Source organism: Allomuricauda sp. ANG21 (assembly GCF_040705235.1).
Lineage (GTDB): Bacteria > Bacteroidota > Bacteroidia > Flavobacteriales > Flavobacteriaceae > Flagellimonas > Flagellimonas marina.
Genome location: NZ_JBFCVT010000002.1, coordinates 61,610 through 85,145, shown reverse-complemented (window position 1 = coordinate 85,145; position 23,536 = coordinate 61,610). Strand labels below are relative to the sequence as shown.

The following is a 23,536-nucleotide window of genomic DNA, read 5'->3' as shown; positions in this document are numbered from 1 at the left end:
GGAAATTTTTTGATTTTCTTCGATGTTCTTTTGCATAAAAATATGACGATATGAGCAAAGTATCTTATTACACTGCGGAGGGATTAAAAAAATTAAGGGATGAACTGAACCATCTTAAAGATGTGGAGCGTCCCAAAGCTTCGCAGGCCATTGCGGAGGCGCGGGACAAAGGAGATTTGTCCGAAAATGCAGAATATGATGCTGCCAAAGAGGCACAGGGCCTGTTGGAAATGAAGATTTCCAAAATGGAGGAGACCCTTTCCAATGCCAGGTTAATAGACGAATCCCAATTGGATACTTCAAAAATATTGGTGCTGTCCACCGTCAAGCTAAAGAATCAGGGTAATGGCATGGAAATGAAATATACCCTGGTGGCTGAAAGTGAGGCAGACCTGAAATCAGGTAAAATTTCTGTGACCTCTCCTATCGGAAAAGGACTGTTGGGGAAATCTGTAGGAGATGTTGCCGAAATCAAAGTGCCCAATGGAACGTTAAAGTTGGAGATTTTGGAGATTAGCCGTAACTAAAAGTTTATAGAATCCCTATATTTAATCCTGTCCACGACAGGATTTTTTATTTAAAACCAAACCAACAACATGCCCAGTATTTTCACCAAGATCATCAATGGAGATATCCCTTGCTATAAAATTGCAGAGGACGACGACAATTTTGCTTTTTTGGACATTAACCCCAACGCCGAAGGCCATACGCTATGCGTACCTAAAAAGGAAGTGGACAAGATTTTGGACTTGGATGAAGAAGCGTACATGAAACTCATGGCTTTTTCAAGAAAGGTGGGTAAGGCTATAGAGGCAGCAATTGATTGTAAACGAGTGGGAATGACGGTAATTGGTTTGGAAGTGCCCCATGTTCATGTGCATTTAATTCCATTACACAGCATGAAAAATGCAACATTTCAACATAAGGAAAGTTTGGAGGCCCAAGAATTTGAAGCCATAGCCCATAAAATAAAGGAGCAGCTTAAATAAGCCCTTCCAAATAAAAGTAAATGCCAGCTGCTACTAGGCACAAAATTAAAATAAGAAGGATAAAAAAGAGCATGGTAAACCGGACTGAAGGTCGGTCTGGGCGTACCAATTTGTTATAATAGTCAAAGACGCGCTCAATATCTGGCGTCCAATTTACGGGGTAAATGATGGAATGGCATTTCTTGCACTTAATCTCATGCGTAACCTCGCCAGTGGTCCGGTGATACAACGGATTTAAAGTATGTTTTTGGTAAAAGGTAAGCTTCAATTCTTGGTTATAACACTCGGGGCAGTTATTGGTAATGTCGGCATCCTTAATTACAATTCTTTTTTCCTTTGACATGGTGCACTGTTCATTTTACTCTTAGTGTAATTTGCATGATTGTTCCTTCTTTACTCGACGAAAGTACTTTAATTTTTCCTTTGTGGTACTCTTCCACGATTCTTTTTACCAACGAAAGACCCAATCCCCATCCTCTTTTTTTGGAAGTTACTCCCGGACTGAAGATGTTCTGAAAATCACTTTTTGGGATACCGTGCCCCGTATCCGATACCAATATATTAACATTTTGGCCTTTTTTATCAATTTGTATGGCAATATTTCCCTTTCCCTTCATGGCATCGATGCCATTTTTCACCAGATTTTCTATGCTCCAATTGTACAACGGCGGATTCAATAGCACGTAAAGTTCATCCACATTGGAGCTAAAGGAAAAGTGTATCAACTTGGAACTGCGTTTCTTTAGATACTCGTACGCTTTTTTCGTCTCCTCAACAATGTCATGCACGTCCAATTCTGGTATAGACCCTATTTTGGAAAACCGTTCTGTAATGGTCTGTAATCGGTCTATGTCTTTGGCAATCTCCAGCGTAATATCTGGATTGATGCTTTCTGACTTCAACAACTCGTTCCATCCCAAAAGAGATGTCAACGGAGTGCCAATTTGGTGGGCCGTTTCCTTTGCCATACCGGCCCAAAGCTTGTTCTGTTCCGAGGCTTTATTGGTTCGGAAGAAGAAGAAAATGACCGCTCCGAATAAAAATATGATCAAAAGAAGGGCAAGGGGATAGTATTTTAGTTTGTTCAATACTTCAGAATTTCCGTAGTATAATGTCTCCAAAAGTTCCCCATCTTGAATGATCTCAATGGGTTCATTTTCATTGCGGAACTGTTGTATTTTTTTGCGGATATAACTGCTATCGGAAATTCGTTCTTGTGGGATGTTATGAGTTTTATAGGACCCCTCCTCATTCATCAAAATCATGGGTGTGGATGTATTGTTGCCCATTACCTTCAAGGTAAGGTTTCCCAGTTCTTGATCTACAGAAGATTGAATAAGTTCCGATTGGGCCGTGGCCCATATCTCCATTTTTAGACGCTCCTCCTCCTTGAACTTCTTAAAAAAGCTGTTGGTGTTCCACAAAATCAGGCTAACAATAATGAATGCCGAAATCAGCAAGGTGATATTGGAAGCTTTTCGTTTGGGATTGAAGTTCATTTTTGGCAGAATTGTGATTAAAGATAGCGGAAAATGGAAAATATGTTGATACTTCGTGATAAACTTGGGTTTCCATTGGAGATCATTTTGTGTACATTTGAAATTCATTGAAAATTAGCATACATGGAAGTTCAGGGAAGAATAAAAATGATAGATGAGACCAAGACATATGGGAACAATGGTTTCCGTAAAAGAGAGGTGGTCGTTACTACGGAAGAACAATATCCACAGCATATTTTGGTGGAGTTTGTGCAGGATAAATGCGATTTGCTGAACAACTATAGTGTAGGACAAATGGTGAAAATCAGTATCAACCTTAGAGGAAGGGAATGGGTAAATCCACAAGGAGAAACCAAATATTTCAATTCCATACAAGGTTGGCGTATTGAAAACCTTCAGACAGAATCCGGTTCTGGTGATATGCCTCCGGTTCCACCTATGGAAGCCTTTGAGCCCGCTGATGACCTCAATGAGGAAGACCACGACGACCTTCCTTTTTAAATTGGAGCTTTGGGCCTTACCAAGGTCATAGAACGTATTTTTAGGAGGTATTTGCCCTCCCCGTTCACCATTGCGGTATTGCTTACCGCGCTCACGCTACTTTTGGCCTTGATTTTTACGGAGAATACTTCCGATGGAAATCATTTCACGGCCCTACTTTCCTATTGGGAGGCAGGTATTTGGAACAATGGGCTTTTGGTATTTGCCTATCAAATGATGCTCATTTTGGTGTTAGGCCATGTTTTGGTGCTGAGCAAACCCATGGAACGGTTGATTTTAAAAATCACTGGCTTAGTCAAAAATACGTCGAACGCCGTGATATTGGTGGTATTGCCCACACTGTTGGTTTCCTTCTTCAATTGGGGGCTTGGACTTATATTTGGAGCAATTTTGGCCCGAAAAGTGGGAGAATATGCCCAAAACAACAACATTTCCATCAACTATCCACTAATAGGGGCCTGTGGTTATTCTGGGTTGATGGTCTGGCACGGTGGAATCAGTGGGTCTGCCCCCATAAAAGTGGCGGAGTCAGGACATTTAAAAGGATTGCTGGAAACCAACGCCAGTAGTGATGTGTTGGCCCAATTGCCCGATTCTATTTCCACGGCACTCACTGTTTTCAGCTATTGGAATTTGATGCTATTTGCATTGGTAGCCTTGTCCATTACCGGATTGGCCTATTATCTGAGTAAAAAAACAAGTGCCAGATCCACGGATTTGAAGGGTTATCAATTTAAATCAATGGAAAAGAAGCATTTGCAAGGTGCGGAAAAATTGGATTACTCCCCATGGGTCTCCACCCTATTTGGAATTTTGATTTTACTGACCTTCTTGATTCAATATTTACCAGCGCTCAAAACATTGAACATTACCCCAAACATGCTCAATTTCTTTATGTTGGGATTGGCCATTATCCTTCATGGTAGTTTTAAGAGTTTTCTAATGGCGGTTGAGGAAGCCATTGGGGATACAGCGGGCATACTGATACAATTTCCCTTATATTTTGGCATTATGGGCATCATGTCTGGCAGCGGGATGATTCAAAGCATTTCTGACTTTTTTGTATCTATAAGCACAGCAACTACCTTGCCCCTTTTTACTTTTTTAAGTGGAGGACTCGTCAACGTTTTTGTGCCGAGCGGTGGGGGTCAGTGGGCCATTCAAGGGCCTTTGGTGCTACAATCTGCTCTGCAGTTGGGTGTTCCACTGCCGAAAGCTATAATGGCTTTGGCCTATGGCGATCAAGTAACCAATATGCTTCAACCTTTTTGGGCGCTACCTTTATTGGGCATTACCAAATTACAGGCCAAAGAAATTTTGCCCTACACAGTTCTTTTTATGGTTGTTGGCAGTTTGATCTACATGGCTGGGCTCCTTGTTTTTTAGTCCTGTTCGGTTTCCGTATTTTAGTAAAAATTGCGTTTTGGAAAATAACCAAAATTACTTTCCCCTTCACTTTTTGGGGGACCGTTTGGAGTTCCCGCCAGTGGAGACAGCCAATGCAGACGGCCTTTTGGCAGTAGGGGGCGATTTGTCCCCAGAACGATTGCTGCTGGCCTATAAAAGTGGCATTTTTCCTTGGTTCAATGATGATGCCTTGATATTATGGTGGAGTCCGGACCCACGCATGGTGCTTTTTCCAAAAAAGGTTAAAGTGTCCAAAAGCATGCGCAAGGTTATGCGTGATGGGGCTTTTAAAATAACCCAAAACACTTGCTTTAATGAGGTCATGCAGCAGTGTGCTTTGGTGGAGCGCAAGGGGCAGGATGGCACGTGGATCACATCAAAAATGAAAAATGCCTATGCCGAACTTCATAAAAAAGGATTTGCGCGTTCGTATGAAGTATGGAAGAACAACAACTTGGTAGGCGGATTATATGGTGTGGATTTGGGCCATGTGTTTTGTGGGGAAAGTATGTTTAGTCTTCAACCCAATGCATCCAAATTTGCATTTATTAAAATGGCGCAGGAATTGGATGCAAAAGGGTATCACTTTATTGATTGCCAAGTGCATACCGATCATTTGGAACGTATGGGTGCGGAATTGATCTCGCGGGAGAAATTCATGGATTTGTTACAGGGAGATTTGGGCACTGGTAAGTAAGAAAACCACATTTTGTGGCACTCCCGATGAAAAGTTTTCCAACCTATATTCCAAGCCTGTTTGAAGCTTTAACCCTCCTTGAAGCTGCCACCCAATTTGCCCGGTCAAGCGAACATCATATTCTGGAGAAGCCATTTTGGAAACACTTAGCAGGTTTTCCAAATTGCCCACAAAATAGGCTTCACCCATATTCAAGGTTTCTCCTTTTAATGGAAAATCCATGGTAAACCGATATCGAAATCGATGAATTGTTGGGGATTTTGTGATACGCTGTTCCGCTCTAAACCGATGCCCATACCGGATTGTCATTGGTTTTTTTGTGAAGTTGTATTGTTGCGTAAACCGTAGTTCATCCCCTCTTCCCTCAAAAGCATTCCTAAACCGATATTGGACACCCAACGCAATACTTTGGTTATCTTGTATTTTAAGGTTAGAAAAGTGTGCAACGTCCAATTGCCGAACACTTAATTGAACCTCACTGTCATTTAGCACATAATTTCGGTTGGTCACAGAAAAGTTATGGGAGTACAGTGGGGCCACATCATAATTAATGGCGACTTGAGGCTGCCAATACCCCGTAAGGTTATCTTGCGCATTCATCGTGTGGATACACAGAAAAACAAGTAGAAAAGAAACCCATTTAGTATAGGACATGGTCGTAGCTTGGCGGGAATGATTTACGGATGTTCAACAGGCTGCCTTCAGCATTGAACAATGCTTCATACGACTGAAACCTTTTTTCTTTTTTTGATGAAAAAATGATTTCGTAATTGATGTGGGGCAACATTAAGTTCTGGAAGGCTTCACGTAGTGTCTTTTTTGAGTCCCCCATTCGTGGATGCTGTTGCTGTATTTTCTTGATGCGCAACTTTGGGTATTGCGAGTTGAGGTAGTTTTTGATCCTGTTCCAAGTATCCTCTGGAATGTCGTTTTCATTTATAATGAACTCAACATCTTCCAAATCACCCTCTTGGTTGAACTCCACGCTATAATGTAATCGCCCTTTTTTGAACTTTGCCTCAAAACTTTTCTTGGTACTGTCCGTTTCTTGGTAGAATCTAATACGCCTGGCGTCCTCTAAATAACTTTCTATGAGCGCAAACGCATTTTCAGGGAAGGCCTCCTTTTTTATTCTGGACTCCTTCTCGTACTTGTTTTGTGCGAATCCTATCTGAATAAAACACAAAAAACCTATAAAAATGAAATTAAACTTCATCATATCTAAAGCAATGAATTTCGTGATCATTCACCATGCCCGTGGCTTGCATATGGGCATAAATCACGGTACTACCCACAAATTTAAAGCCACGTTTTTTTAAATCTTTGCTGATGACATCCGAGATTTCGGTAGTGGCAGGGGCCTGTTTGTAATTTTCCCATGTGTTTTTAATCGGGGTTCCGTTCACAAAACCCCAAATGTACTTACTGAAACTTCCAAGCTCTTTTTGGATGTTCATGAAAGCCTTGGCATTGGAGACCGTGGCATTTACCTTCAGCTTATTTCGGATGATTCCTGGGTTTTGCAACAATTCATCAATTTTATCCTGATTGTATCCGGCAATTTTTTTATAATCAAAGTGATCAAATGCTTCCCTGAAGTTTTCCCGCTTTCGGAGAACTGTAATCCAACTTAATCCTGCTTGGAAGGTCTCGAGAATCAAAAACTCAAAAAGAGTGTCATCATCTTTAACCGGAACTCCCCATTCTTGATCATGATATGCTTCATAAAGCGGGTCGCCCACGCACCAACCACAACGATGTTTATCCATGGTGAAAATTTTAGCTAAAGTTAGGGGAAGTTCCGAAGAACAGAAAAGTATCCATCAAAATCCGTTCAATGAAAAGGTGTAAGGTTTCCTTGTGCAATACAACAAATGACAAAAGTCAGCGGATAGGCTGTTTTTGAAGGATAAATTTACAGAAAGAAGTTTATGGAACTATTGGAAAAACGCAAACAACAGAGTAAGCCCACATTGGTGCAACAAGGCATTTCCATGGGAATGGATTATGAAAAGTATAGGGATTTGGTGCATCATTTGGCGGAAACTGAACAGACAACGGGTCATGTACAAACCGAAGCCTATGTTCACTATACCCAACTCAATGATCGCCGAATGAAACGATGGCAAAAAACCTTTGCAATTCCTGATGAGGTTCAGCAAAGGATAATCAATATAAAATCTAGACTTACTTTCTTAACTATCACTGAAAGCTGGTGTGGGGATGCAGCCCATAGCATGCCCGTTTTCAACAAGATTGCAGAACTCAGTCCAAATATAGATCACAAGGTTGTTCTCCGTGACGAAGTTCCTGACATTATGGATGCTTTCTTGACCAACGAAGCCCGTTCTATTCCCAAGGTGATTCTTTGGGACGAGGAAAACAAGGAAATTGTAGGTGACTGGGGACCAAGACCTCGCGCCGCAACTGAAATGGTGGAAGCCTACAAAAAAGAACATGGGAAACTTACCCCTGAGTTCAAACAGGACCTTCAGGTGTGGTACAATAAAGACAAAGGGAGAGGTATCTTAAGGGAGGTTTTAAATCTACTTCCCTTGGAATAGGTAGGTAATTGTTCCAATTTGTGCAGCCTTTGAATCTGGGCTGAACCGTGCTTTTAAAGCATAGGTAATAGCATTATCTACCAAACAACCGTTGCTGGTTCCAGAGCTTTTATCATTGAAAGTAGCTTCGGTTACATATCCATTGTGGTCTACACTAATGTTAATGACTACTTTACCGCCTTCAATACAGGTATAGATGGGAGGGGGGAGCTCATAGGCATTACGCTCCACCAAGGAAAAGGAAATGGAGGTTTGTCTTTCTTTCTGATAGTGAGTAAACTCTTCTTTCTGGGCATCACGCTCACCCAACTTTTGCTTTTTTTCATCCCGTTGGGCCTTCAATTGTTTCAATTGTTCCTCAAAACCGGAATTATCAGCATATTCACCAGTTTCGCTACTCAATGCCCTTTCTTCCAAGAGTTCCTCTAAAGTTTTCAAAGGTTCTGGATTCCCAACAGAAGGTTTTGCGGTTTCGTTAAAGGCCATGTGGCTTTTGATTGGGTCGTTGGCCGCTTTCATTTCTTCCAAGCGCTCCTCTTCTTGTTCCAATAACTTCTCAATATCCTCATCAGCCAGACTCATTTCAATCACATATTCCTCTTCCTGCATGCCTCCCAAGTGAATGTTGAACAGCAACAATATCACAATGGACATAGAGAGGAACGTGATCAATAATGATAACTGGCTTCTATTGAGATTAAAGTTCATGGTTTTACTATAACCGCTTTTTTTCAAAAATATTTTACCCCAACGCTTATATGTAACCTACTCTTCAGGTGGTTTTTAGGCATATAATCACAGGTTTTCTTTGAAAACCATGGGGCTTGTAGCATTATTTACGTTGAAATCCCCTATTTTGGTTCTTCTCAGGGTGGATAAATAGGCTCCCGATCCCATAGCTTTACCAAAATCATGCGCCAAAGAGCGAATGTAAGTGCCCTTGCTGCAAACCACCCGAAAATCTACCTCTGGTAGTGCAATGCGAGTGATTTCAAATTCCAATATCTCGATTTTCCTGGATTTTATTTCGATTTTTTTGCCTTCTCTTGCAAGTTCATACAATCGCTTACCGTCTTTTTTTAACGCTGAAAAAATGGGAGGAATTTGGTCGATTTCCCCTAAAAATTGATGGGTCGCTTCTTTAATAGCCACATCGGAAAGATGTTCTGTAGGATAGGTCTGGTCCACTTCAGTTTCCATATCGTAAGATGGTGTGGTGGCACCCATGGTAAAAGTTCCTGTATATTCTTTGACCTGACCTTGAAGCTCTGGAATTTTCTTGGTGAATTTTCCGGTGCAGATGATTAAAAGGCCGGTGGCCAATGGGTCCAGGGTACCTGCATGGCCAATTTTTATCTTTTTAAGGTCAAATTTTTTACGAATGGCCCATTTTAGGGCATTCACCGCCTGAAAGGAACTCCATTCCAACGGTTTGTCGATTAATAAAATCTGACCATTCAAGAAATCTTCTTTGGTTTTCAAAAGCTTTGGGGTTTAGGGTAAAAATACGGTTCTATCCCCAAATGCTCCAAGTAAGGGCAATGAGTCCTACAATTAAACAGTAAATGGCAAAATAGGTCAACTTGCTTTGGCGTACCAGTTTAATCATCCAGGTGCAGGCAGCAAGCCCTGCAATAAAGGCTGCAATGAATCCAGCACCCATAGCTACCGCTTGGTCACCATGAAAGTTGATGTCGCCACTCATTAAGTCTTTGGCAACCTTTCCCAAAATAAGGGGAACGACCATCAAAAAGGAAAATCGGGCGGATTTACTCTTATCCACTCCCAAAAGAACGGCAGCGGAAATGGTAGCGCCACTTCGTGAAATTCCTGGTAATATGGCTACGGCTTGTGCCATTCCAATCACAAAAGCACTTCGGAACGATACGCCTTTTTCGGTAGTTTTGGCCAAATCTGCTAAGTACAATAAGAAGGCTGTAATAATGAGCATGATGCCCACAATCACAATGGCTCCGTCAAAAAAAACTTCAATAAAATCATTCAAAAAGATGCCCACAAGCGCAGCGGGAATCATAGAAATGATGATTTTTAGGGAAAATTGGGTCTCTTCATTCCATTTAAACTGAAAAAGTCCCTTAAAAATCTCCAAAATATCTTTGCGAAAGACGACAATGGTACTCAAAGCTGTGGCAAAGTGAAGAATTACCGTAAATAACAAGCTCTCTTCGGGAACGGCGTGAGCGCCCAAAATAGCTTTTCCCAATTCTAGATGTCCACTGGAAGATACGGGTAAAAACTCCGTCAATCCTTGAATTATACCAAGAATTATGGCGTCAATAAGTTCCAAATCAGTCTTTCTTTTTGTTAGGGTTCAACAAAATGGCATACACTTGAATGCCAAGACCTATCAGCACTAAAGTGGGTGCTAAACGAATTCTTCTAAAGTTGTAGATATCCGGATTAAACACCTCGGGATCGTCGCTGCCACCACCACTCATCAAAATAAAACCTAAAGCAATGAAAATGATGCCGATAAAAAGAAAGAGATAGTTCTTCTTTTGGAAAACAAATTCCTTGGTGGGCTTTTGAACGTTTTTGTTTTTCTTGTTCATGGCTCAAATTTAGTGAAAAGTTTCCCAGTTTCCAGCCACTGGGAATCCTTGTGGATATGCTGTTTTAAATCTATAAGCGAAGCGGTCTTTTATCTTTTTTCTAATAGTACAGGTCATCTGTCCTCAAATTCAAAAAACGTTGGGTGGCAAAATGGGTGCTGGCCCATGAAATGAGTACGCCAAGTCCAAAAACACCCACAAACAAAAAGATGAGCACCATATAATCTTGGAGCAGATTCAACTCAGGGAAATTTTTGTTGATATAATAAACAAGAATGCCCAAGGAAATCAAAGCAACGGCGGCGCCCACCATGCCCAATTTTATGTTCTGCCAAATAAAAGGTCTTCGTATGAAGGTCTTTGTGGCTCCCACCATCTGCATGGTCTTGATGATAAATCGCTTGGAGTAAATGGACAATCGAATAGAACTGTTGATAAGCAAAACAGCTATCACGGTGAAAACTGCACTGGCCACCAAAATCCATAAACTAATTTTTCGGGCATTGTCGTTGAGCAGTGAAATCAACGGCTTGTCATAGCTCACTTCATCCACATACGTCTTGGCGGCCAAATCTTCTGCGATTTCAGCGATTTGTTCTGGTGAGACAAAATCCGCCTTTAAATGAACGTCGATAGAATTTTTTAAAGGATTGTAGCCCAAGAATTCCACAAAATTCTCCCCAATGTCCTCGCTATATTGCTCTGCGGCATCTTCTTTTGAAATATAGTCGGCCGACTTGGTATACTCGGCCAAGGTCAGACTCTTTTGTAATTGGTCAATCTCCACAGGTTTGGCATTGTCCTTCAAAAAGACCGAAATAGTTATCTGTTCCTTAAAGTGGTCGGCTAATTTTTTGGTGTTCAGCACCAAAAGACCAAGCGTTCCCAAGAGGAACAGCACCAAAGCGATGCTCAAAACCACAGAAAAATAAGAGGAAATCAGTTTTCTTCGCTGATATCTTTCAATATATTGGCTCATAGAGTGGAATCAATACGTAAAAATAGAAAAGTAAATTGTATTTAGGGGATTAAACCTATTTTTGCAACTCGAAAAGAGATACAGTTTTTTGTCATTTCGAGCCTTTATGAAATTCAGGCGAGAAATCTCTTCCCTTCTGCTAGGGACATCTCGATTGGAGCTCGCCCTGAGCGAAGTCGAAGGGCTCGATGTGACAAATTGAACATAAAGAAGTATGATGAATTACGATTTCCGTCAGATTGAAGACAAATGGCAGAAGTATTGGGCTAAAAACAAAACCTTTAAGGCGTCCAACACTTCCGACAAACCCAAATTTTATGCATTGTCCATGTTTCCCTACCCTTCTGGGGCCGGTTTACATGTGGGGCATCCACTGGGCTATATTGCCACGGATATCTATTCACGCTACAAAAGACATAAGGGTTTTAATGTGCTGCATCCCATGGGGTATGATTCATTCGGGCTTCCTGCGGAGCAGTATGCGATTCAAACGGGTCAGCATCCGGCCATAACCACGGAAAATAACATCAAAAGGTACCGCGAGCAGTTGGACCAATTGGGTTTCTCGTTCGATTGGGACCGGGAAGTGCGCACTTCAAACCCACAATATTATAAATGGACACAGTGGATTTTTATTCAGCTGTTTAATTCGTGGTACAATAAAAAATCGGATAAAGCCGAGGATATTTCAACCTTGGTTGCTCTGTTTGAAAAAGCGGGGAATTCAAAAGTTGAAGCTGCCTGTGATGACGATACTCCAGCTTTTACTGCTGAAGATTGGTCTGGGTTCTCGGAAAAGGAAAAGCAGGAAATCCTCTTAAAATATAGATTGACGTATTTGGCGGATACCGAAGTGAATTGGTGTCCTGCTTTGGGAACGGTTTTGGCGAATGATGAGATTGTGAACGGCGTTTCCGAACGTGGAGGCCACCCTGTAATACGCAAAAAAATGACGCAATGGAGCATGCGAATTACGGCCTATGCCCAACGTTTGTTGGATGGTTTGGATAAAATTGACTGGCCACAGCCGCTCAAGGATTCTCAAACCAACTGGATCGGTCGTTCGGAAGGAGCATCGGTGACTTTCAATGTCATTTCGAGCGATAGCGAGAAATCTCAAGACACCATCGAAGTCTTCACCACCCGTCCCGACACCATTTTTGGGGTAAGTTTTATGACCTTGGCCCCTGAGCATGATTTGGTGGCCAAAATCACAACGCCAGAACAAAAAGCCGAGGTGGATGCCTATGTGGAAGCCACGGCCAAACGCTCCGAGCGTGATCGTATGGCGGATGTAAAAACGGTTTCAGGTGTGTTTACGGGAGCGTATGCGGAGCACCCCTTCACCAAAGAGTCCATTCCCATTTGGATTGGCGACTACGTTTTGGCCAGTTATGGAACTGGTGCGGTGATGGCGGTACCCTGCGGGGACCAAAGGGATTACGATTTTGCCAAATATTACAACATTCCTATCCCCAACATTTTTGAAGGAATCGATATTTCCGAAGAGGCTTTTGCTGATAAAGCCACTACCATTATTGCCAATTCCGACTTTTTGAATGGACTTTCCTATAAAGAAGCCACCAAAAAGGTCATTTCGGAGTTGGAAAAGATTGGGCATGGCGTTGGAAAGGTGAATTATCGCCTTCGGGATGCGGTTTTTAGTCGTCAAAGGTATTGGGGAGAGCCCTTCCCGGTATATTATGTAGATGGGATGCCGCAAATGATTGATGAGCAACATTTGCCGTTGGAACTCCCTGAGGTGGAGAAATACCTTCCCACCGAAACGGGCGAACCGCCCTTGGGCAATGCTACGCATTGGGCTTGGGATGTTGAACAATGTACAGTGGTCAGTAATCAATTAATTGATAACAAAAAGGTTTTTCCTTTAGAACTGAACACAATGCCGGGTTGGGCAGGAAGTTCCCAATACTTTAATCGGTATATGGACCCGCGCAATGAGGAGGCTATTTTCTCTAAAGAAGCTATTGATTATTGGCAGGATGTGGACTTATATATAGGAGGAAGTGAGCACGCCACGGGCCACCTGTTATATTCCCGGTTTTGGCAGAAGTTTATGTTTGATAGGGGCTATGTGCCCAAAGATGAGTATGCCCAAAAGTTGATCAACCAGGGGATGATTACGGGGACATCAGCAATTGTTTATCGTATTTCTGGAACCAATAAGTATGCTTCATACGGATTGAAAGATGAGTATACAACTGAGGAACTTAGGGTCGACGTTAATTTGGTTAATGTTTCGAATGAACTAGACGTTGAGGCTTTGAGGGATTGGCAGCCAGAATATCAAGAAGCAGATTTTATTCTTGAAGATGGGAAATACATTGTTGGCAGGGAAGTGGAGAAAATGTCAAAAAGATGGTACAATGTCGTCAACCCCGATGCCATTTGTGAGGAGTATGGGGCAGATTCCCTTCGGTTGTATGAAATGTTCCTAGGACCACTGGAGCAATCCAAACCTTGGAACACAGCAGGGATTACTGGAGTACATTCCTTCCTCAAAAAACTCTGGAAACTATATTCCCCTCTTTTCGATTTGGACACTGAGCGCCCGCCTGCCGGTCGGGCAGGTAGTCGAAGTGTTACGGAAGCGGAACCCACTGCTGAAAACCTAAAAACCCTCCACAAGACCATCAAAAAAGTGGAAGAGGACATTGAGAACTTCTCGTTCAATACCTCGGTATCAACCTTTATGATCTGTGTGAATGAATTAACGGCCCAAAAATGTACCAGTAAATCCATTTTGGAACCGTTGGCCATTTTGGTGTCGCCCTATGCGCCACACATCGCCGAGGAACTTTGGGAGCGATTGGGTCATAACGAGTCCATTGCAGAAGCCCCATTCCCCAAGTTTGAAGAAAAGTACTTGGTGGAGAGCAGCAAGGAATACCCTATTTCCTTTAATGGTAAAATGCGCTTTAAGTTGGAGCTTCCCTTGGATATGGGCAAAGATGAAATCGAAGCCGCTGTCATGGCGCATGAAAAAACCCAAGAACAATTGCAAGGGCGTACCCCTAAAAAGGTGATTGTAGTGCCAGGCAAGATTGTGAATATCGTAGGATAGTTTTACATCAAATTTGATTCTACGTCATTCCGAACTACCTGCCCGTCCGCAGGCGGGGTTTCGGAATCCCATCAGACTCATGACTAGTCTTATGAGAACCTGAAACCTGCCTTTGCCGACAGGCAGGCTGAGGTTTGCTAACGTGATCTTTGCGATAAAACTTAGATAAAAAATAAGAATTCAATAAAATACTTCTAAAATGCATGCCTTTTGGCATGTATTTTTGTTTTTTAAAGCACTTAACCCTTAAAAATTATAGGGGAGTAAGCAAATAAAAAATTTTATAATGACTAATACCCCTGTTAAAATAGGGGTATAAATGTTAAAAATGATAGTTTTTAACCAATACACCCCACTTTTTGTCGATTTTCTTTCTCAGTTTGTTTTTTTTGTAACAACTTTGGGAGGGTAATCATAAAACACAACAAAATGATTGTAGGGGTACCAAAAGAAATCAAGAACAATGAAAGCCGGGTTGGGATGACACCAGCCGGGGTTTTTGAACTGGTAAAGAACAACCATACTGTCTATGTGCAGTCAGGTGCGGGTGAGGGCAGTGGGTTTTTCAATCAAGATTACCAACGGGCCGGGGCCACCATTTTGGATACTATCGGTCAGGTATATGCCATGAGTGATATGATCGTAAAGGTAAAGGAGCCTATACCTCAGGAATACAGTCTTATTCAAAAAGGGCAGATTGTGTTTACCTACTTTCATTTTGCTTCAAGCGAGGCATTGACCCAGGCTATGATTCAAAGTAAATCCATATGTATTGCGTATGAAACGGTTGAGGATTCAGATGGAAGCCTTCCGCTTCTTACACCAATGTCTGAAGTGGCCGGACGAATGGCGATTCAACAAGGAGCCAAATATTTAGAGAAACCCGTAAAGGGCAAAGGTGTGCTTTTGGGTGGTGTTCCTGGGGTGTCACCCGGTCGTGTACTGGTTTTGGGAGCTGGTACTGTTGGGATTCAGGCTGCAAAAATGGCAGCTGGTTTAGGGGCTCAGGTAACCATTTTGGATGTGAACATGAAGAAACTCCGTTATGTGAACGATATTATGCCAAGTCACGTAATCACCGAGTTCTCGAACGAATTCAATATCAGAAAACATATTAAAACCCATGATCTTATCATTGGGGGTGTACTTTTAAAAGGTGCCAAAGCGCCTAACCTGATCACTAGGGACATGCTCAAGGACATGCATCCCGGCACCGTGATCGTGGATGTGGCCGTAGATCAGGGTGGATGTGTGGAAACCACTAAACCCACAACTCATGAGAACCCCACCTACATCATAGATGATGTGGTTCATTACTGTGTAGCCAATATGCCAGGGGCAGTGCCTTATACTTCTACAGTTGCCTTGACGAATGTAACACTGCCCTATGTGCTAAAATTGGCCAATATGGGATGGCGAAGCGCATGCAATTTAGATAAATCACTGGCCAAAGGATTGAACATTGTGGAAGGTGAAGTGGTCTATAAAGAGATTATTGAAGCCTTTCATTGGGAGCCAGCAGTGGCGTAACATACATTTTGTCAGTAAAAAGACCCTGCTAATATTTGGCGGGGTTTTTGCATTTATGTGGTATATTTAAATTACCAAAATAGAAAAGCTATGATGACATATTATATATTGATTGGTGGAATTGCGTTGATCAGTTGGCTGGTAAGTAGCAAATTGAAGAGCAAATTCAAGAAATATTCCAAGGTGCATCTCCGTAATGGGATGAGTGGGGCTGAAATTGCCCAAAAAATGTTGGATGACCACGGAATCAGGGATGTAAAAGTAATCTCTACACCCGGAATGTTGACAGACCACTACAATCCAAAAAATAAAACTGTGAATTTAAGTGAAGGCGTATACAGTCAACGTAACGCCGCCGCCGCAGCTGTTGCGGCTCACGAATGCGGCCATGCCGTACAACATGCACAAGCTTACGAGTGGTTGACCATGCGTTCCAAGTTGGTACCTGTGGTAAGTGTGACCTCAGGAATGTCCACTTGGGTTGTCTTTGGTGGTATCATGTTGATGGCTGCCACAGGAGTCGCTGGGGGTATAGGCTTTTATATTGCCGTGGCCGGATTGATCATGATGGGAATGGCCACATTATTCAGTTTTGTTACGCTTCCTGTGGAATACGATGCCAGTAGAAGGGCTTTGGTATGGTTGAAACAAAAAAACATGGTAAGCCAGCAAGAATATGCAGGGGCAGAAGATGCTTTAAAATGGGCTGCCCGTACGTATTTGGTCGCTGCCTTAGGTGCATTGGCATCCTTGCTCTACTGGGCGGTGCAAGTATTTGGGGGACGAGACTAAGATAATTTTCAAGACACATAATTAAGGAGCCTGTTTGAATTCACCCAAACAGGCTTTTTTTATTGAATTTAAATACGGTTTGTGTACAATGCTATAATATTTGTAGCTTTGCTATAAAATATGTATCATTATGGATATTCCTAAACCTGGGGCTCCCGTTCGCGGTTCAAAAAGTGGGCAACCCATTATGGCGTTATTGGATTTATTGGGTCGAAGCTGGGCCATGGGCATTGTTTGGCATTTGTATGCCGGCCCAAATACGTTTCGGGGCTTGCAAGACTATTGTGAGTCCATCTCGCCCACAACACTTAACACAAGACTAAAGGAGTTGCGAGACTGCAACCTCATTAAAAGGACCTTGGAAGGCTATGCCCTTACAGAGTATGGCCAAGAACTGTATGAACTTTTGGAACCTATGGGAGGCTGGGCGCGGCACCGATGGGCAAAAAGCTTTACCCATAACAATGAAAAAAAGCAAGCGAAATGAGATATATCAAGAAACCAGTTAAGGGGGAGTATCCAGAATACTCCCATATTTATATGGATCTGTTGGAAGATGATGGTATGGTATTGAAACATCTTTGGGAAAATTTTGTCAAAATCAAAGAGTTTGTGTACGCCCTCCCGAAAGAAAAACTTGAATATAGGTATGCCAATGATAAATGGACCATTAAGGAGATATTGGTTCATCTTATTGATGATGAACGGATTTTTGCCTATCGGGCTTTGCGGTATGCCAGAAATGATGACACCCCGCTCCATGGATTTGACCAAGATGCGTATGCTACATATTCAAAGGCCAATGAACGGAGTTTGGAAAGTATTTTTGATGAATATGAATCGGTTAGAAGGTCTACACTGACTCTTTTTAAGTATCTGCCAGAGGAGAGTTTTATGAGAGGTGGCAAAGGAGTTGATATTGATGGGAGTATTATAAATCAAAGAACAGTTCGGGGACTAGCCTATCATATTGCAGGTCATGAACTCCGTCATTTCAATATCATAAAAGAAAGGTATGTAAATTAAAAACGGGGCCACTGGCCCCGTTGTATTACAAATATTTTTGTTGGATTTATTCAATCCAATCAGCAACTTTGTTATCAATCATTTGGAGACCAACACCCTCAGTTCCGGTTACGGCGATCATATCCAAAATATCGCGGATGGTGTTTTCTTCCTCAACTTGCTCCAAAACAAACCAATCTAAGAATCGCTCGGTAGCAATGTCACCTAATTCACGTGCTTTTTTCACAATATTGTGAATGGACTTGGTCACTTTGACTTCGTGTTCCAATGTATTTTCAAACACATCCACTATGGAAGCATAATCGTGATTGATGTCGGTCACCTCTGGTGAAACAGGGTTGCCTCCGGTATCGACCAAAAATTCAAAAATCTTCATCATGTGCCCTCGTTCTTCTTCAGATTGTTTGTAGAAAAATTTGGCACTGGTAAAAAACCCGTTCTGCTCACACCAAGACGCCATGGCCAAATAGGTGGCAGAAGCATGGGCTTCCATTTTAATCTGTCCGTTGAGCAAATCCATGGATTCCACTTTTATGCTCATACTTTGTCGTGCTATATCTTTCATACGTATGTATTTTTTTAAAAATTATATATTGCAAAAATACGGAATTCTTGCGGCATACTTGGGCTAAGTAGTTAATTTTAAGCCGATTTAAGACTGAATAAAAATAAGGGATTGGGAATGCGTGGTTATGCCGTCACGGTTTCTGCCTCTACTGAAAGTCCCAAGGCCATAAAACTTTGCTCCACAAACTGTTTTAAATCCAAAATTTCGTAGGTGTTCAAAACAAAGAGATGCTCCTTGTTGCACAGCAATAGAACCTCAAATCCGTGCTTGTTCAAGTCACCGTCGAAATGGCTTTCAATAGGTATGGACATTACCTTGTACCGCAATGCCAGTAATTGGCAAAGGGACATACGGACCATTTTCTGGCCAAAATCAACATGGAAGGTACGTTCCTTTGCTGACTGGTATAAAGTGTAATATGAAGACTGAGCTATTACATTCATGGGTACAAATGTAAAGTTTATTTAGATTGAATACAAATATCAGATCTGAATTTGACGATCTATTTGCTGGTTTAGGGAAATGAACGTTTCGGTACGGGAAACGCCTTCAATTTGTTGGATTTTTTTGTTCAGTACCTGCATGAGGTGCTCATTATCTCGGCACAACACTTTAATAAGGATGGACCAGTTTCCTGTAGTGTAGTGACATTCCAGAACTTCGGGAATCTTTTCCAACTCCTTGACGGCTCTAGGGTTGGCCATGGCTTTATCCAAGAAAATACCTATGTAAGCCATTGTGGTATAGCCCAATACCCTCGGATTTATGACAAACTTAGACCCCGCTAGTAAACCGGAACTTTCCAATTTTCGAAGCCGCTGGTGAATGGCAGCTCCAGAAATGCCAATGTTTCGGGCAATTTCCAAAATAGGTTTTCGGGCATCTTCCATCAAATACCTTAGAATCTTTTTGTCTATGCCATCAATTTTGACTGAATTGTTATGGTTTTTCACAGGAACAGCTTAAAATTGAAGCTAAATATATGAAATCCGTATAATTCAACTAGCCACAGAGTCTGGATTATAGCCCAAATAGGGCACTTCAAACTCCTTAAAGGAAATTCCATGGGATTTTAGTTCTGAGAGTATGGGGCCATACACCTCTTTATGAATGGGAATTTGAACTCCAGGAGTGGTTATTTCACCATTTAAAATTTGTAGGGTAGCCATAGCAACAGGAAGCCCAACCGTTTTGGACATAGCCGTGTAGGTACGGTTTTCACCAATAACCACCATATTGGCATCAATTTGTTTCTTAACACCATTTAATTCATACCCAAATTTGTGGTACATGACAATCATGTCCTTTTCATCTTCCCTCAGCGTCCAACTGTCCTCTAAAATATGTTGTAATATTTGGGCAGGAGAAGCATTTTTCAGCGGTATTTTTTTGGAATGATCAAATAGGTTCAACTCCAACAATTTGCCCCAGCGAACATCGTCTTGGTCAATTTTAAGGTAGTGTCTTAATTTGAGTTCAACGGAATCTGTTGGGGAATAGGGTAAAAATAGATTTACAAATTCCCGGTAAGACATTCCTTCGGAATTTTCAATGGTGTAACTGTCATCTGTCATACCAAGAATCACAAACATCTGCCAAGCTTTTGAAAACCCAACCCTGCGCATGGTGCCACGGTATAGGGTAAGGACATCTTGTAAGCCATATGCTTCTCTATAATTTAGCGAATCCCGGTTGGCATAGACCTCAAAGGTGCCGTGACCCTCTACGGTTAAAAATTCGGTGCGTCTGAACAGTTTTTGATAGGGAATGTATTTGTAGGTGCCTTCTTGGATAAATTTTGCAACCCCGCCTTGTCCGGCCAATACCACATTTCTTGGGTTCCAAGTGAACTTGTAATTCCATAGATTTGAATCACTCTCGGGGGCAACCAATCCGCCCGTAAACGATTCAAAAAGTAACATTTTGCCCCCTTCATCCCGAATGCGGTCTATGACCTCCATGGCACTCATATGGTCAATGCCCGGGTCTAGGCCAATTTCGTTCATGAACACCAGTCCATTCTTTTTGACGTCATCATCCAGGGCCTTCATTTCTTTGCTTACATAAGAAGCGGTGACCAAATTTTTCTTGAAATGGATGCAATCTTCTGCGATTTTAATATGTAAACTTGCTGGAAGCATCGATATAACAATGGATGCAGATTCAATGGCTTTTTTTCGACCTTCGTCATTGAATATATCCAAATACACAACGTTACAGTTAGGATGGGAAGAAAACTGCTTGGAAATGTTTTCGGGTTGAAGATCACCAATGACCAGTTTCAGGTTTTCGGCATCTGATTTTTTTAAAAGGTAATCTAAAAGATATGAGGTTGATTTACCAGCCCCAATAACCAAAATAGTGCGGACCATAGGTTTTGTGTAATTTTGAATAAAACGGATACTAAGGTATCAAATTGTTATATCTCTAAAAAAACAAGCGGTAAAAGTTATGAACAGAACAATACTATTGGTGGCCACCGTATTAGGTCTCATGGCCATAATTCTTGGTGCTTTTGGAGCACATGGGTTGAAAAAATTGGTGGATGCTGAAGCTGTTGATACGTTTGAGACAGGTGTTCGTTATCAAATGTACCATGCCTTGTTCCTGCTTTTTTTGGGGATTTGGAACGGGCTGGAGAGGGTAATGAAAAAGAGAGTCTTTAGTATGGTCCTTGTGGGCGTTATTCTGTTCTCCTTCTCAATTTATCTACTGGCTTTGAACAGTTTAACTGCATTTGATTTTAAAATCATTGGTTTTTTAACGCCAATAGGAGGGGTTTTCCTAATTCTGGGTTGGTTTCTTTTAGGATACTACATTTTGACGCAAAAACGGCTCAATTAGCCTAGAAATGCAGTTGTGAAATCGTATTATTTTCTAGTTTTGTGTTGCAACTAAAACAAAACAATGAAGAATTCTGACTCGATAACGAAAACGATTTCGTTAAAACCCTACGGAATTACACACAACAATTTTCAATACCAACTTTCTCCTGATGAACTTCACGACATCACTATAGAAAAGGACATGGGAAAGGAAGCTTCCTCGGGTGCCCTTGCGGTAAACACAGGGGAATTTACAGGAAGATCTCCCAAAGATCGCTTTATTGTAAAGGATGCCATTACCGAGGATAAGATTTGGTGGGGAAACATAAACATCCCTTTTGAGAGTGAAAAGTTTGATAAACTGTACAATAAGGTAATAGATTACCTCAACTCGAAAGACTTGTATGTGCGGGATTCATACGCATGTGCTGACCCAGATTACCGAATGAGCCTTAGGGTTATCAATGAATATCCTTGGTCCAATATGTTTGCGTACAACATGTTTTTGCGGCCTACCGAAGAGGAATTGGAAGATTTTGAGCCAGAATGGACGGTAATCAATGCGCCTGGCTTTATGGCCAACGCAGAGATAGATGGAACCCGTCAGCATAATTTTGCCATTCTCAATTTTACTAGAAAGATTGCTTTGATTGGAGGAACGGGTTATACGGGCGAGATTAAAAAAGGAATTTTTTCGGCATTGAACTTTATTCTTCCGGTTTACAAAAACACGCTTCCCATGCACTGCTCATCCAATGTGGGAGAAGATGGTGACACCGCAATTTTCTTTGGACTTTCTGGAACTGGTAAAACCACGCTTTCCACAGATCCTGATAGAAAGTTGATCGGGGACGATGAGCATGGTTGGACACCGGATAACACCGTTTTTAATTTTGAAGGAGGATGTTACGCCAAAGTTATTGACCTCTCCGAAGAAAATGAGCCCGAAATTTATGGGGCCATTAAAAAGGGTGCCATATTGGAAAATGTTGTCATGGACAAAAACGGTGTGGTTGATTTTTCCGATACTTCCATTACCCAGAACACACGGGTAAGCTACCCTATTTATCATATTGACAATATTCAGGAGCCCTCTATCGGCAAAAATGTCAAGAATATCTTTTTTTTGACGGCGGATGCTTTTGGGGTCTTGCCTCCCATTTCCAAACTTACGCCAGCACAGGCGGCGTATCATTTTATTTCGGGATACACAGCAAAAGTAGCAGGAACGGAAGCTGGCGTGGTTGAACCGCAGCCGTCATTCTCTGCCTGTTTTGGTGCTCCTTTTATGCCATTGCACCCTGCCAAGTACGCTGAAATGCTTAGTCGCAAGATGAAGGAATCTGGCGTGGATGTCTGGTTGATCAATACAGGATGGACAGGTGGACCATATGGTGTTGGCACCCGTATGAAGCTAAAATATACCCGTGCTATGATCAGTGCTGCCCTTAGTGGGGAGTTGGGGCTATACAGTTATGACAAGTACCATATTCATTCCGTTTTTGGAGTGGCACAGCCCCGGGAGTGCCCCGGAGTGCCCACCAGCGTTTTAAGTCCTAGGGCAACTTGGAACAATGATGAAGCATACTATAAAACTGCATTTAAATTGACGAATGCGTTTCGGGAGAATTTTAAAAAGTTTGAGGCCTATGCCAGTGAAGAAATCCGTAGGGGAGGACCGCAGCGGTATGCTTTCTAAAACAAAACGCCCGATCATTGATCGGGCGTTGATTTTTTTCCAATAAAATAGTTTACTTATTTACACTGGTAATGTACTTCTGTAGCGCCATAGTCATGGATGGTGTTTCCGGTGTTGGCGCCTGAATGTCTATTCGAAGTCCGGCTTCCGTAGCTGCGTTTACGGTACTGTTGCCAAAAACGGCAATTCTTGTGTTGTTTTGTTCAAAATCCGGGAAATTCTTCAAAAGCGATTCAATACCAGAAGGGCTAAAGAAAACCAATATGTCATAGTAAACGTTCCTAAGGTCCGATAGGTCACTAATGACCGTTTTGTAGAACACACCTCGTTTCCAATCTACGCTGATTTCATCCAAAGCTTGCGGCACTGCAGGCTTCAATGCATCAGATGATGGCAAAAGGAACTTTTCATCCTTATACTTTTTGATCAAGGGAATCAATTCATTGAACGTTCGCTTGCCCACATAGATTTTACGTTTTCTGTACACTACATATTTTTGCAGGTAATAGGCCACGGCCTCTGACTGACAAAAATATTTCATGGTGTCCGGAACCTTAAAGCGCATCTCTTCGGCAATCCTAAAAAAATGATCCACAGAGTTTCTGCTGGTCAAGATGATTGCCGTAAAATTGTTCAAGTCAATTTTTTGCTGCCTAACATTTTTGGCCTCAACCCCCTCAACGTGAATAAAAGGTCTAAAATCCACTTTAACCTTTTCTTTTTCGATCAATCTTGAATAGGGGGAGTTTTCGACTTTAGGTTCTGGTTGGGAAACCAAAATTGTTTTTACTTTCATAAGTTT

28 protein-coding genes are annotated in these 23,536 nt (G+C 41.9%); 13 read left to right on the top strand and 15 right to left on the bottom strand.

The window, feature by feature from the left end; genetic code table 11:
- The first annotated feature begins 50 nt into the window (after positions 1-50).
- Together greA and AB1A65_RS02695 are read left to right on the top strand one after the other, a co-directional pair.
- On the top strand, positions 51-527 hold the full coding sequence (gene greA / locus AB1A65_RS02700) for a transcription elongation factor GreA (protein WP_366585387.1): 477 nt from the start codon (positions 51-53) through the stop codon (positions 525-527).
- Between the two features lie 69 nt (positions 528-596).
- Complete coding sequence (locus AB1A65_RS02695) at positions 597-989, top strand: HIT family protein (protein WP_366585385.1); 393 nt, start codon at positions 597-599, stop codon at positions 987-989.
- Here the strand turns inward: AB1A65_RS02695 and AB1A65_RS02690 are convergent.
- Complete coding sequence (locus AB1A65_RS02690; RefSeq protein ID WP_366585384.1) at positions 982-1,332, bottom strand: hypothetical protein; 351 nt, start codon at positions 1,330-1,332, stop codon at positions 982-984. The two genes, AB1A65_RS02695 and AB1A65_RS02690, sit on opposite strands and share 8 nt — an antisense overlap.
- Before the next feature lie 10 nt (positions 1,333-1,342).
- On the bottom strand, positions 1,343-2,488 hold the full coding sequence (locus AB1A65_RS02685) for a HAMP domain-containing sensor histidine kinase (RefSeq protein WP_366585382.1): 1,146 nt from the start codon (positions 2,486-2,488) through the stop codon (positions 1,343-1,345).
- 123 nt (positions 2,489-2,611) lie between these two features.
- On the opposite strand from AB1A65_RS02685, the gene AB1A65_RS02680 reads away from it, so the two are divergent.
- The 3 genes from AB1A65_RS02680 to aat are packed head-to-tail and all read left to right on the top strand — an operon-like array spanning position 2,612 to position 5,093.
- Positions 2,612-2,989, top strand: a complete 378-nt coding sequence (locus AB1A65_RS02680; RefSeq protein WP_366585380.1) for a DUF3127 domain-containing protein — start codon at positions 2,612-2,614, stop codon at positions 2,987-2,989.
- A 9-nt stretch (positions 2,990-2,998) separates the two neighbouring features.
- Entirely contained in the window at positions 2,999-4,375 is a 1,377-nt protein-coding gene (locus AB1A65_RS02675) for a TIGR00366 family protein (RefSeq protein ID WP_366585378.1), read from the top strand.
- A gap of 37 nt (positions 4,376-4,412) precedes the next feature.
- Positions 4,413-5,093, top strand: coding sequence for a leucyl/phenylalanyl-tRNA--protein transferase (gene aat, locus AB1A65_RS02670; protein WP_366585376.1), 681 nt, complete (start codon positions 4,413-4,415; stop codon positions 5,091-5,093).
- On the opposite strand, the gene AB1A65_RS02665 is transcribed toward aat, so the two are convergent.
- From AB1A65_RS02665 to AB1A65_RS02655, 3 genes are read right to left on the bottom strand one after another with little or no spacing between them, the layout of a single operon-like run.
- A complete protein-coding gene (locus AB1A65_RS02665; RefSeq protein ID WP_366585374.1) occupies positions 5,064-5,747 on the bottom strand; it encodes a DUF2490 domain-containing protein in 684 nt (227 codons plus the stop codon). The genes aat and AB1A65_RS02665 overlap by 30 nt on opposite strands.
- Entirely contained in the window at positions 5,734-6,312 is a 579-nt protein-coding gene (locus AB1A65_RS02660; RefSeq protein WP_366585372.1) for a hypothetical protein, read from the bottom strand. The genes AB1A65_RS02665 and AB1A65_RS02660 overlap by 14 nt, the downstream gene beginning before the upstream one ends.
- Complete coding sequence (locus tag AB1A65_RS02655) at positions 6,299-6,862, bottom strand: DNA-3-methyladenine glycosylase I (RefSeq protein ID WP_366585370.1); 564 nt, start codon at positions 6,860-6,862, stop codon at positions 6,299-6,301. Before AB1A65_RS02655 ends, AB1A65_RS02660 begins: the two co-directional genes overlap by 14 nt.
- A 162-nt stretch (positions 6,863-7,024) precedes the next feature.
- Here AB1A65_RS02655 and AB1A65_RS02650 point away from each other — a divergent pair, with 162 nt between their 5' ends.
- Entirely contained in the window at positions 7,025-7,657 is a 633-nt protein-coding gene (locus tag AB1A65_RS02650; RefSeq protein WP_366585368.1) for a thioredoxin family protein, read from the top strand.
- On the opposite strand, the gene AB1A65_RS02645 is transcribed toward AB1A65_RS02650, so the two are convergent.
- The 5 genes from AB1A65_RS02645 to AB1A65_RS02625 all read right to left on the bottom strand — a co-directional run bounded on the left by AB1A65_RS02645 (position 7,640) and on the right by AB1A65_RS02625 (position 11,209).
- Positions 7,640-8,365: a hypothetical protein gene (locus AB1A65_RS02645; RefSeq protein ID WP_366585366.1), complete on the bottom strand. Its 726-nt coding sequence runs from the start codon at positions 8,363-8,365 to the stop codon at positions 7,640-7,642. The two genes, AB1A65_RS02650 and AB1A65_RS02645, sit on opposite strands and share 18 nt — an antisense overlap.
- An 87-nt stretch (positions 8,366-8,452) precedes the next feature.
- Positions 8,453-9,139: a tRNA pseudouridine(55) synthase TruB gene (gene truB / locus AB1A65_RS02640; protein WP_366585364.1), complete on the bottom strand. Its 687-nt coding sequence runs from the start codon at positions 9,137-9,139 to the stop codon at positions 8,453-8,455.
- 31 nt (positions 9,140-9,170) lie between these two features.
- Entirely contained in the window at positions 9,171-9,965 is a 795-nt protein-coding gene (locus tag AB1A65_RS02635) for an undecaprenyl-diphosphate phosphatase (protein ID WP_366585362.1), read from the bottom strand.
- Position 9,966: 1 nt separating this feature from the next.
- A complete protein-coding gene (locus AB1A65_RS02630) occupies positions 9,967-10,230 on the bottom strand; it encodes a DUF3098 domain-containing protein (protein ID WP_366585360.1) in 264 nt (87 codons plus the stop codon).
- Positions 10,231-10,330: 100 nt separating this feature from the next.
- Positions 10,331-11,209 (bottom strand): permease-like cell division protein FtsX, encoded by an 879-nt coding sequence (locus tag AB1A65_RS02625; protein WP_366585358.1) that lies wholly within the window; start codon positions 11,207-11,209, stop codon positions 10,331-10,333.
- 217 nt (positions 11,210-11,426) lie between these two features.
- On the opposite strand from AB1A65_RS02625, the gene leuS reads away from it, so the two are divergent.
- From leuS to AB1A65_RS02600, 5 genes are all read left to right on the top strand, one after another.
- Positions 11,427-14,294 carry a leucine--tRNA ligase gene (leuS, locus tag AB1A65_RS02620; RefSeq protein WP_366587035.1) on the top strand — a complete coding sequence of 956 codons (2,868 nt, stop codon included), beginning with the start codon at positions 11,427-11,429 and terminating at the stop codon, positions 14,292-14,294.
- A gap of 429 nt (positions 14,295-14,723) precedes the next feature.
- On the top strand, positions 14,724-15,824 hold the full coding sequence (gene ald / locus AB1A65_RS02615; RefSeq protein ID WP_366585356.1) for an alanine dehydrogenase: 1,101 nt from the start codon (positions 14,724-14,726) through the stop codon (positions 15,822-15,824).
- A 90-nt stretch (positions 15,825-15,914) separates the two neighbouring features.
- On the top strand, positions 15,915-16,616 hold the full coding sequence (locus tag AB1A65_RS02610; RefSeq protein WP_366585354.1) for a zinc metallopeptidase: 702 nt from the start codon (positions 15,915-15,917) through the stop codon (positions 16,614-16,616).
- A gap of 130 nt (positions 16,617-16,746) precedes the next feature.
- Complete coding sequence (locus tag AB1A65_RS02605; protein ID WP_366585352.1) at positions 16,747-17,103, top strand: helix-turn-helix domain-containing protein; 357 nt, start codon at positions 16,747-16,749, stop codon at positions 17,101-17,103.
- A complete protein-coding gene (locus tag AB1A65_RS02600) occupies positions 17,100-17,642 on the top strand; it encodes a DinB family protein (protein WP_366585350.1) in 543 nt (180 codons plus the stop codon). Before AB1A65_RS02605 ends, AB1A65_RS02600 begins: the two co-directional genes overlap by 4 nt.
- A 46-nt stretch (positions 17,643-17,688) precedes the next feature.
- On the opposite strand, the gene AB1A65_RS02595 is transcribed toward AB1A65_RS02600, so the two are convergent.
- The 4 genes from AB1A65_RS02595 to AB1A65_RS02580 form a co-directional block, all read right to left on the bottom strand.
- Entirely contained in the window at positions 17,689-18,207 is a 519-nt protein-coding gene (locus AB1A65_RS02595; RefSeq protein WP_366585348.1) for a ferritin, read from the bottom strand.
- Between the two features lie 125 nt (positions 18,208-18,332).
- Positions 18,333-18,653, bottom strand: coding sequence for a hypothetical protein (locus tag AB1A65_RS02590; RefSeq protein WP_366585346.1), 321 nt, complete (start codon positions 18,651-18,653; stop codon positions 18,333-18,335).
- Positions 18,654-18,692: 39 nt separating this feature from the next.
- Positions 18,693-19,163 (bottom strand): Lrp/AsnC ligand binding domain-containing protein, encoded by a 471-nt coding sequence (locus tag AB1A65_RS02585; RefSeq protein WP_366585344.1) that lies wholly within the window; start codon positions 19,161-19,163, stop codon positions 18,693-18,695.
- Positions 19,164-19,208: 45 nt separating this feature from the next.
- Positions 19,209-20,582: a saccharopine dehydrogenase family protein gene (locus AB1A65_RS02580; RefSeq protein WP_366585342.1), complete on the bottom strand. Its 1,374-nt coding sequence runs from the start codon at positions 20,580-20,582 to the stop codon at positions 19,209-19,211.
- A 79-nt stretch (positions 20,583-20,661) separates the two neighbouring features.
- On the opposite strand from AB1A65_RS02580, the gene AB1A65_RS02575 reads away from it, so the two are divergent.
- On the top strand, positions 20,662-21,054 hold the full coding sequence (locus tag AB1A65_RS02575; RefSeq protein WP_366585340.1) for a DUF423 domain-containing protein: 393 nt from the start codon (positions 20,662-20,664) through the stop codon (positions 21,052-21,054).
- 63 nt (positions 21,055-21,117) lie between these two features.
- Entirely contained in the window at positions 21,118-22,734 is a 1,617-nt protein-coding gene (gene pckA / locus AB1A65_RS02570) for a phosphoenolpyruvate carboxykinase (ATP) (RefSeq protein WP_366585338.1), read from the top strand.
- Between the two features lie 52 nt (positions 22,735-22,786).
- On the opposite strand, the gene AB1A65_RS02565 is transcribed toward pckA, so the two are convergent.
- Positions 22,787-23,530, bottom strand: coding sequence for a uroporphyrinogen-III synthase (locus AB1A65_RS02565; RefSeq protein WP_366585336.1), 744 nt, complete (start codon positions 23,528-23,530; stop codon positions 22,787-22,789).
- Between the last annotated feature and the right edge of the window lie 6 nt (positions 23,531-23,536).

Bases quoted from the DNA above. Each gene is read 5' to 3' on its own strand.
- AB1A65_RS02595 (WP_366585348.1), bottom strand. From the start codon at position 18,207: ATGAAAGATATAGCACGACAAAGTATGAGCATAAAAGTGGAATCCATG.
- leuS (WP_366587035.1), top strand. From the start codon at position 11,427: ATGAATTACGATTTCCGTCAGATTGAAGACAAATGGCAGAAGTATTGG.
- AB1A65_RS02600 (WP_366585350.1), top strand. From the start codon at position 17,100: ATGAGATATATCAAGAAACCAGTTAAGGGGGAGTATCCAGAATACTCC.
- AB1A65_RS02690 (WP_366585384.1), bottom strand. From the start codon at position 1,332: ATGTCAAAGGAAAAAAGAATTGTAATTAAGGATGCCGACATTACCAAT.
- AB1A65_RS02660 (WP_366585372.1), bottom strand. From the start codon at position 6,312: ATGATGAAGTTTAATTTCATTTTTATAGGTTTTTTGTGTTTTATTCAG.
- AB1A65_RS02655 (WP_366585370.1), bottom strand. From the start codon at position 6,862: ATGGATAAACATCGTTGTGGTTGGTGCGTGGGCGACCCGCTTTATGAA.
- AB1A65_RS02580 (WP_366585342.1), bottom strand. From the start codon at position 20,582: ATGGTCCGCACTATTTTGGTTATTGGGGCTGGTAAATCAACCTCATAT.
- AB1A65_RS02590 (WP_366585346.1), bottom strand. From the start codon at position 18,653: ATGAATGTAATAGCTCAGTCTTCATATTACACTTTATACCAGTCAGCA.
- AB1A65_RS02625 (WP_366585358.1), bottom strand. From the start codon at position 11,209: ATGAGCCAATATATTGAAAGATATCAGCGAAGAAAACTGATTTCCTCT.
- AB1A65_RS02575 (WP_366585340.1), top strand. From the start codon at position 20,662: ATGAACAGAACAATACTATTGGTGGCCACCGTATTAGGTCTCATGGCC.
- AB1A65_RS02630 (WP_366585360.1), bottom strand. From the start codon at position 10,230: ATGAACAAGAAAAACAAAAACGTTCAAAAGCCCACCAAGGAATTTGTT.
- AB1A65_RS02685 (WP_366585382.1), bottom strand. From the start codon at position 2,488: ATGAACTTCAATCCCAAACGAAAAGCTTCCAATATCACCTTGCTGATT.
- AB1A65_RS02645 (WP_366585366.1), bottom strand. From the start codon at position 8,365: ATGAACTTTAATCTCAATAGAAGCCAGTTATCATTATTGATCACGTTC.
- pckA (WP_366585338.1), top strand. From the start codon at position 21,118: ATGAAGAATTCTGACTCGATAACGAAAACGATTTCGTTAAAACCCTAC.
- greA (WP_366585387.1), top strand. From the start codon at position 51: ATGAGCAAAGTATCTTATTACACTGCGGAGGGATTAAAAAAATTAAGG.
- AB1A65_RS02605 (WP_366585352.1), top strand. From the start codon at position 16,747: ATGGATATTCCTAAACCTGGGGCTCCCGTTCGCGGTTCAAAAAGTGGG.
- AB1A65_RS02695 (WP_366585385.1), top strand. From the start codon at position 597: ATGCCCAGTATTTTCACCAAGATCATCAATGGAGATATCCCTTGCTAT.
- AB1A65_RS02665 (WP_366585374.1), bottom strand. From the start codon at position 5,747: ATGTCCTATACTAAATGGGTTTCTTTTCTACTTGTTTTTCTGTGTATC.
- AB1A65_RS02610 (WP_366585354.1), top strand. From the start codon at position 15,915: ATGATGACATATTATATATTGATTGGTGGAATTGCGTTGATCAGTTGG.
- AB1A65_RS02650 (WP_366585368.1), top strand. From the start codon at position 7,025: ATGGAACTATTGGAAAAACGCAAACAACAGAGTAAGCCCACATTGGTG.
- ald (WP_366585356.1), top strand. From the start codon at position 14,724: ATGATTGTAGGGGTACCAAAAGAAATCAAGAACAATGAAAGCCGGGTT.
- AB1A65_RS02565 (WP_366585336.1), bottom strand. From the start codon at position 23,530: ATGAAAGTAAAAACAATTTTGGTTTCCCAACCAGAACCTAAAGTCGAA.
- AB1A65_RS02680 (WP_366585380.1), top strand. From the start codon at position 2,612: ATGGAAGTTCAGGGAAGAATAAAAATGATAGATGAGACCAAGACATAT.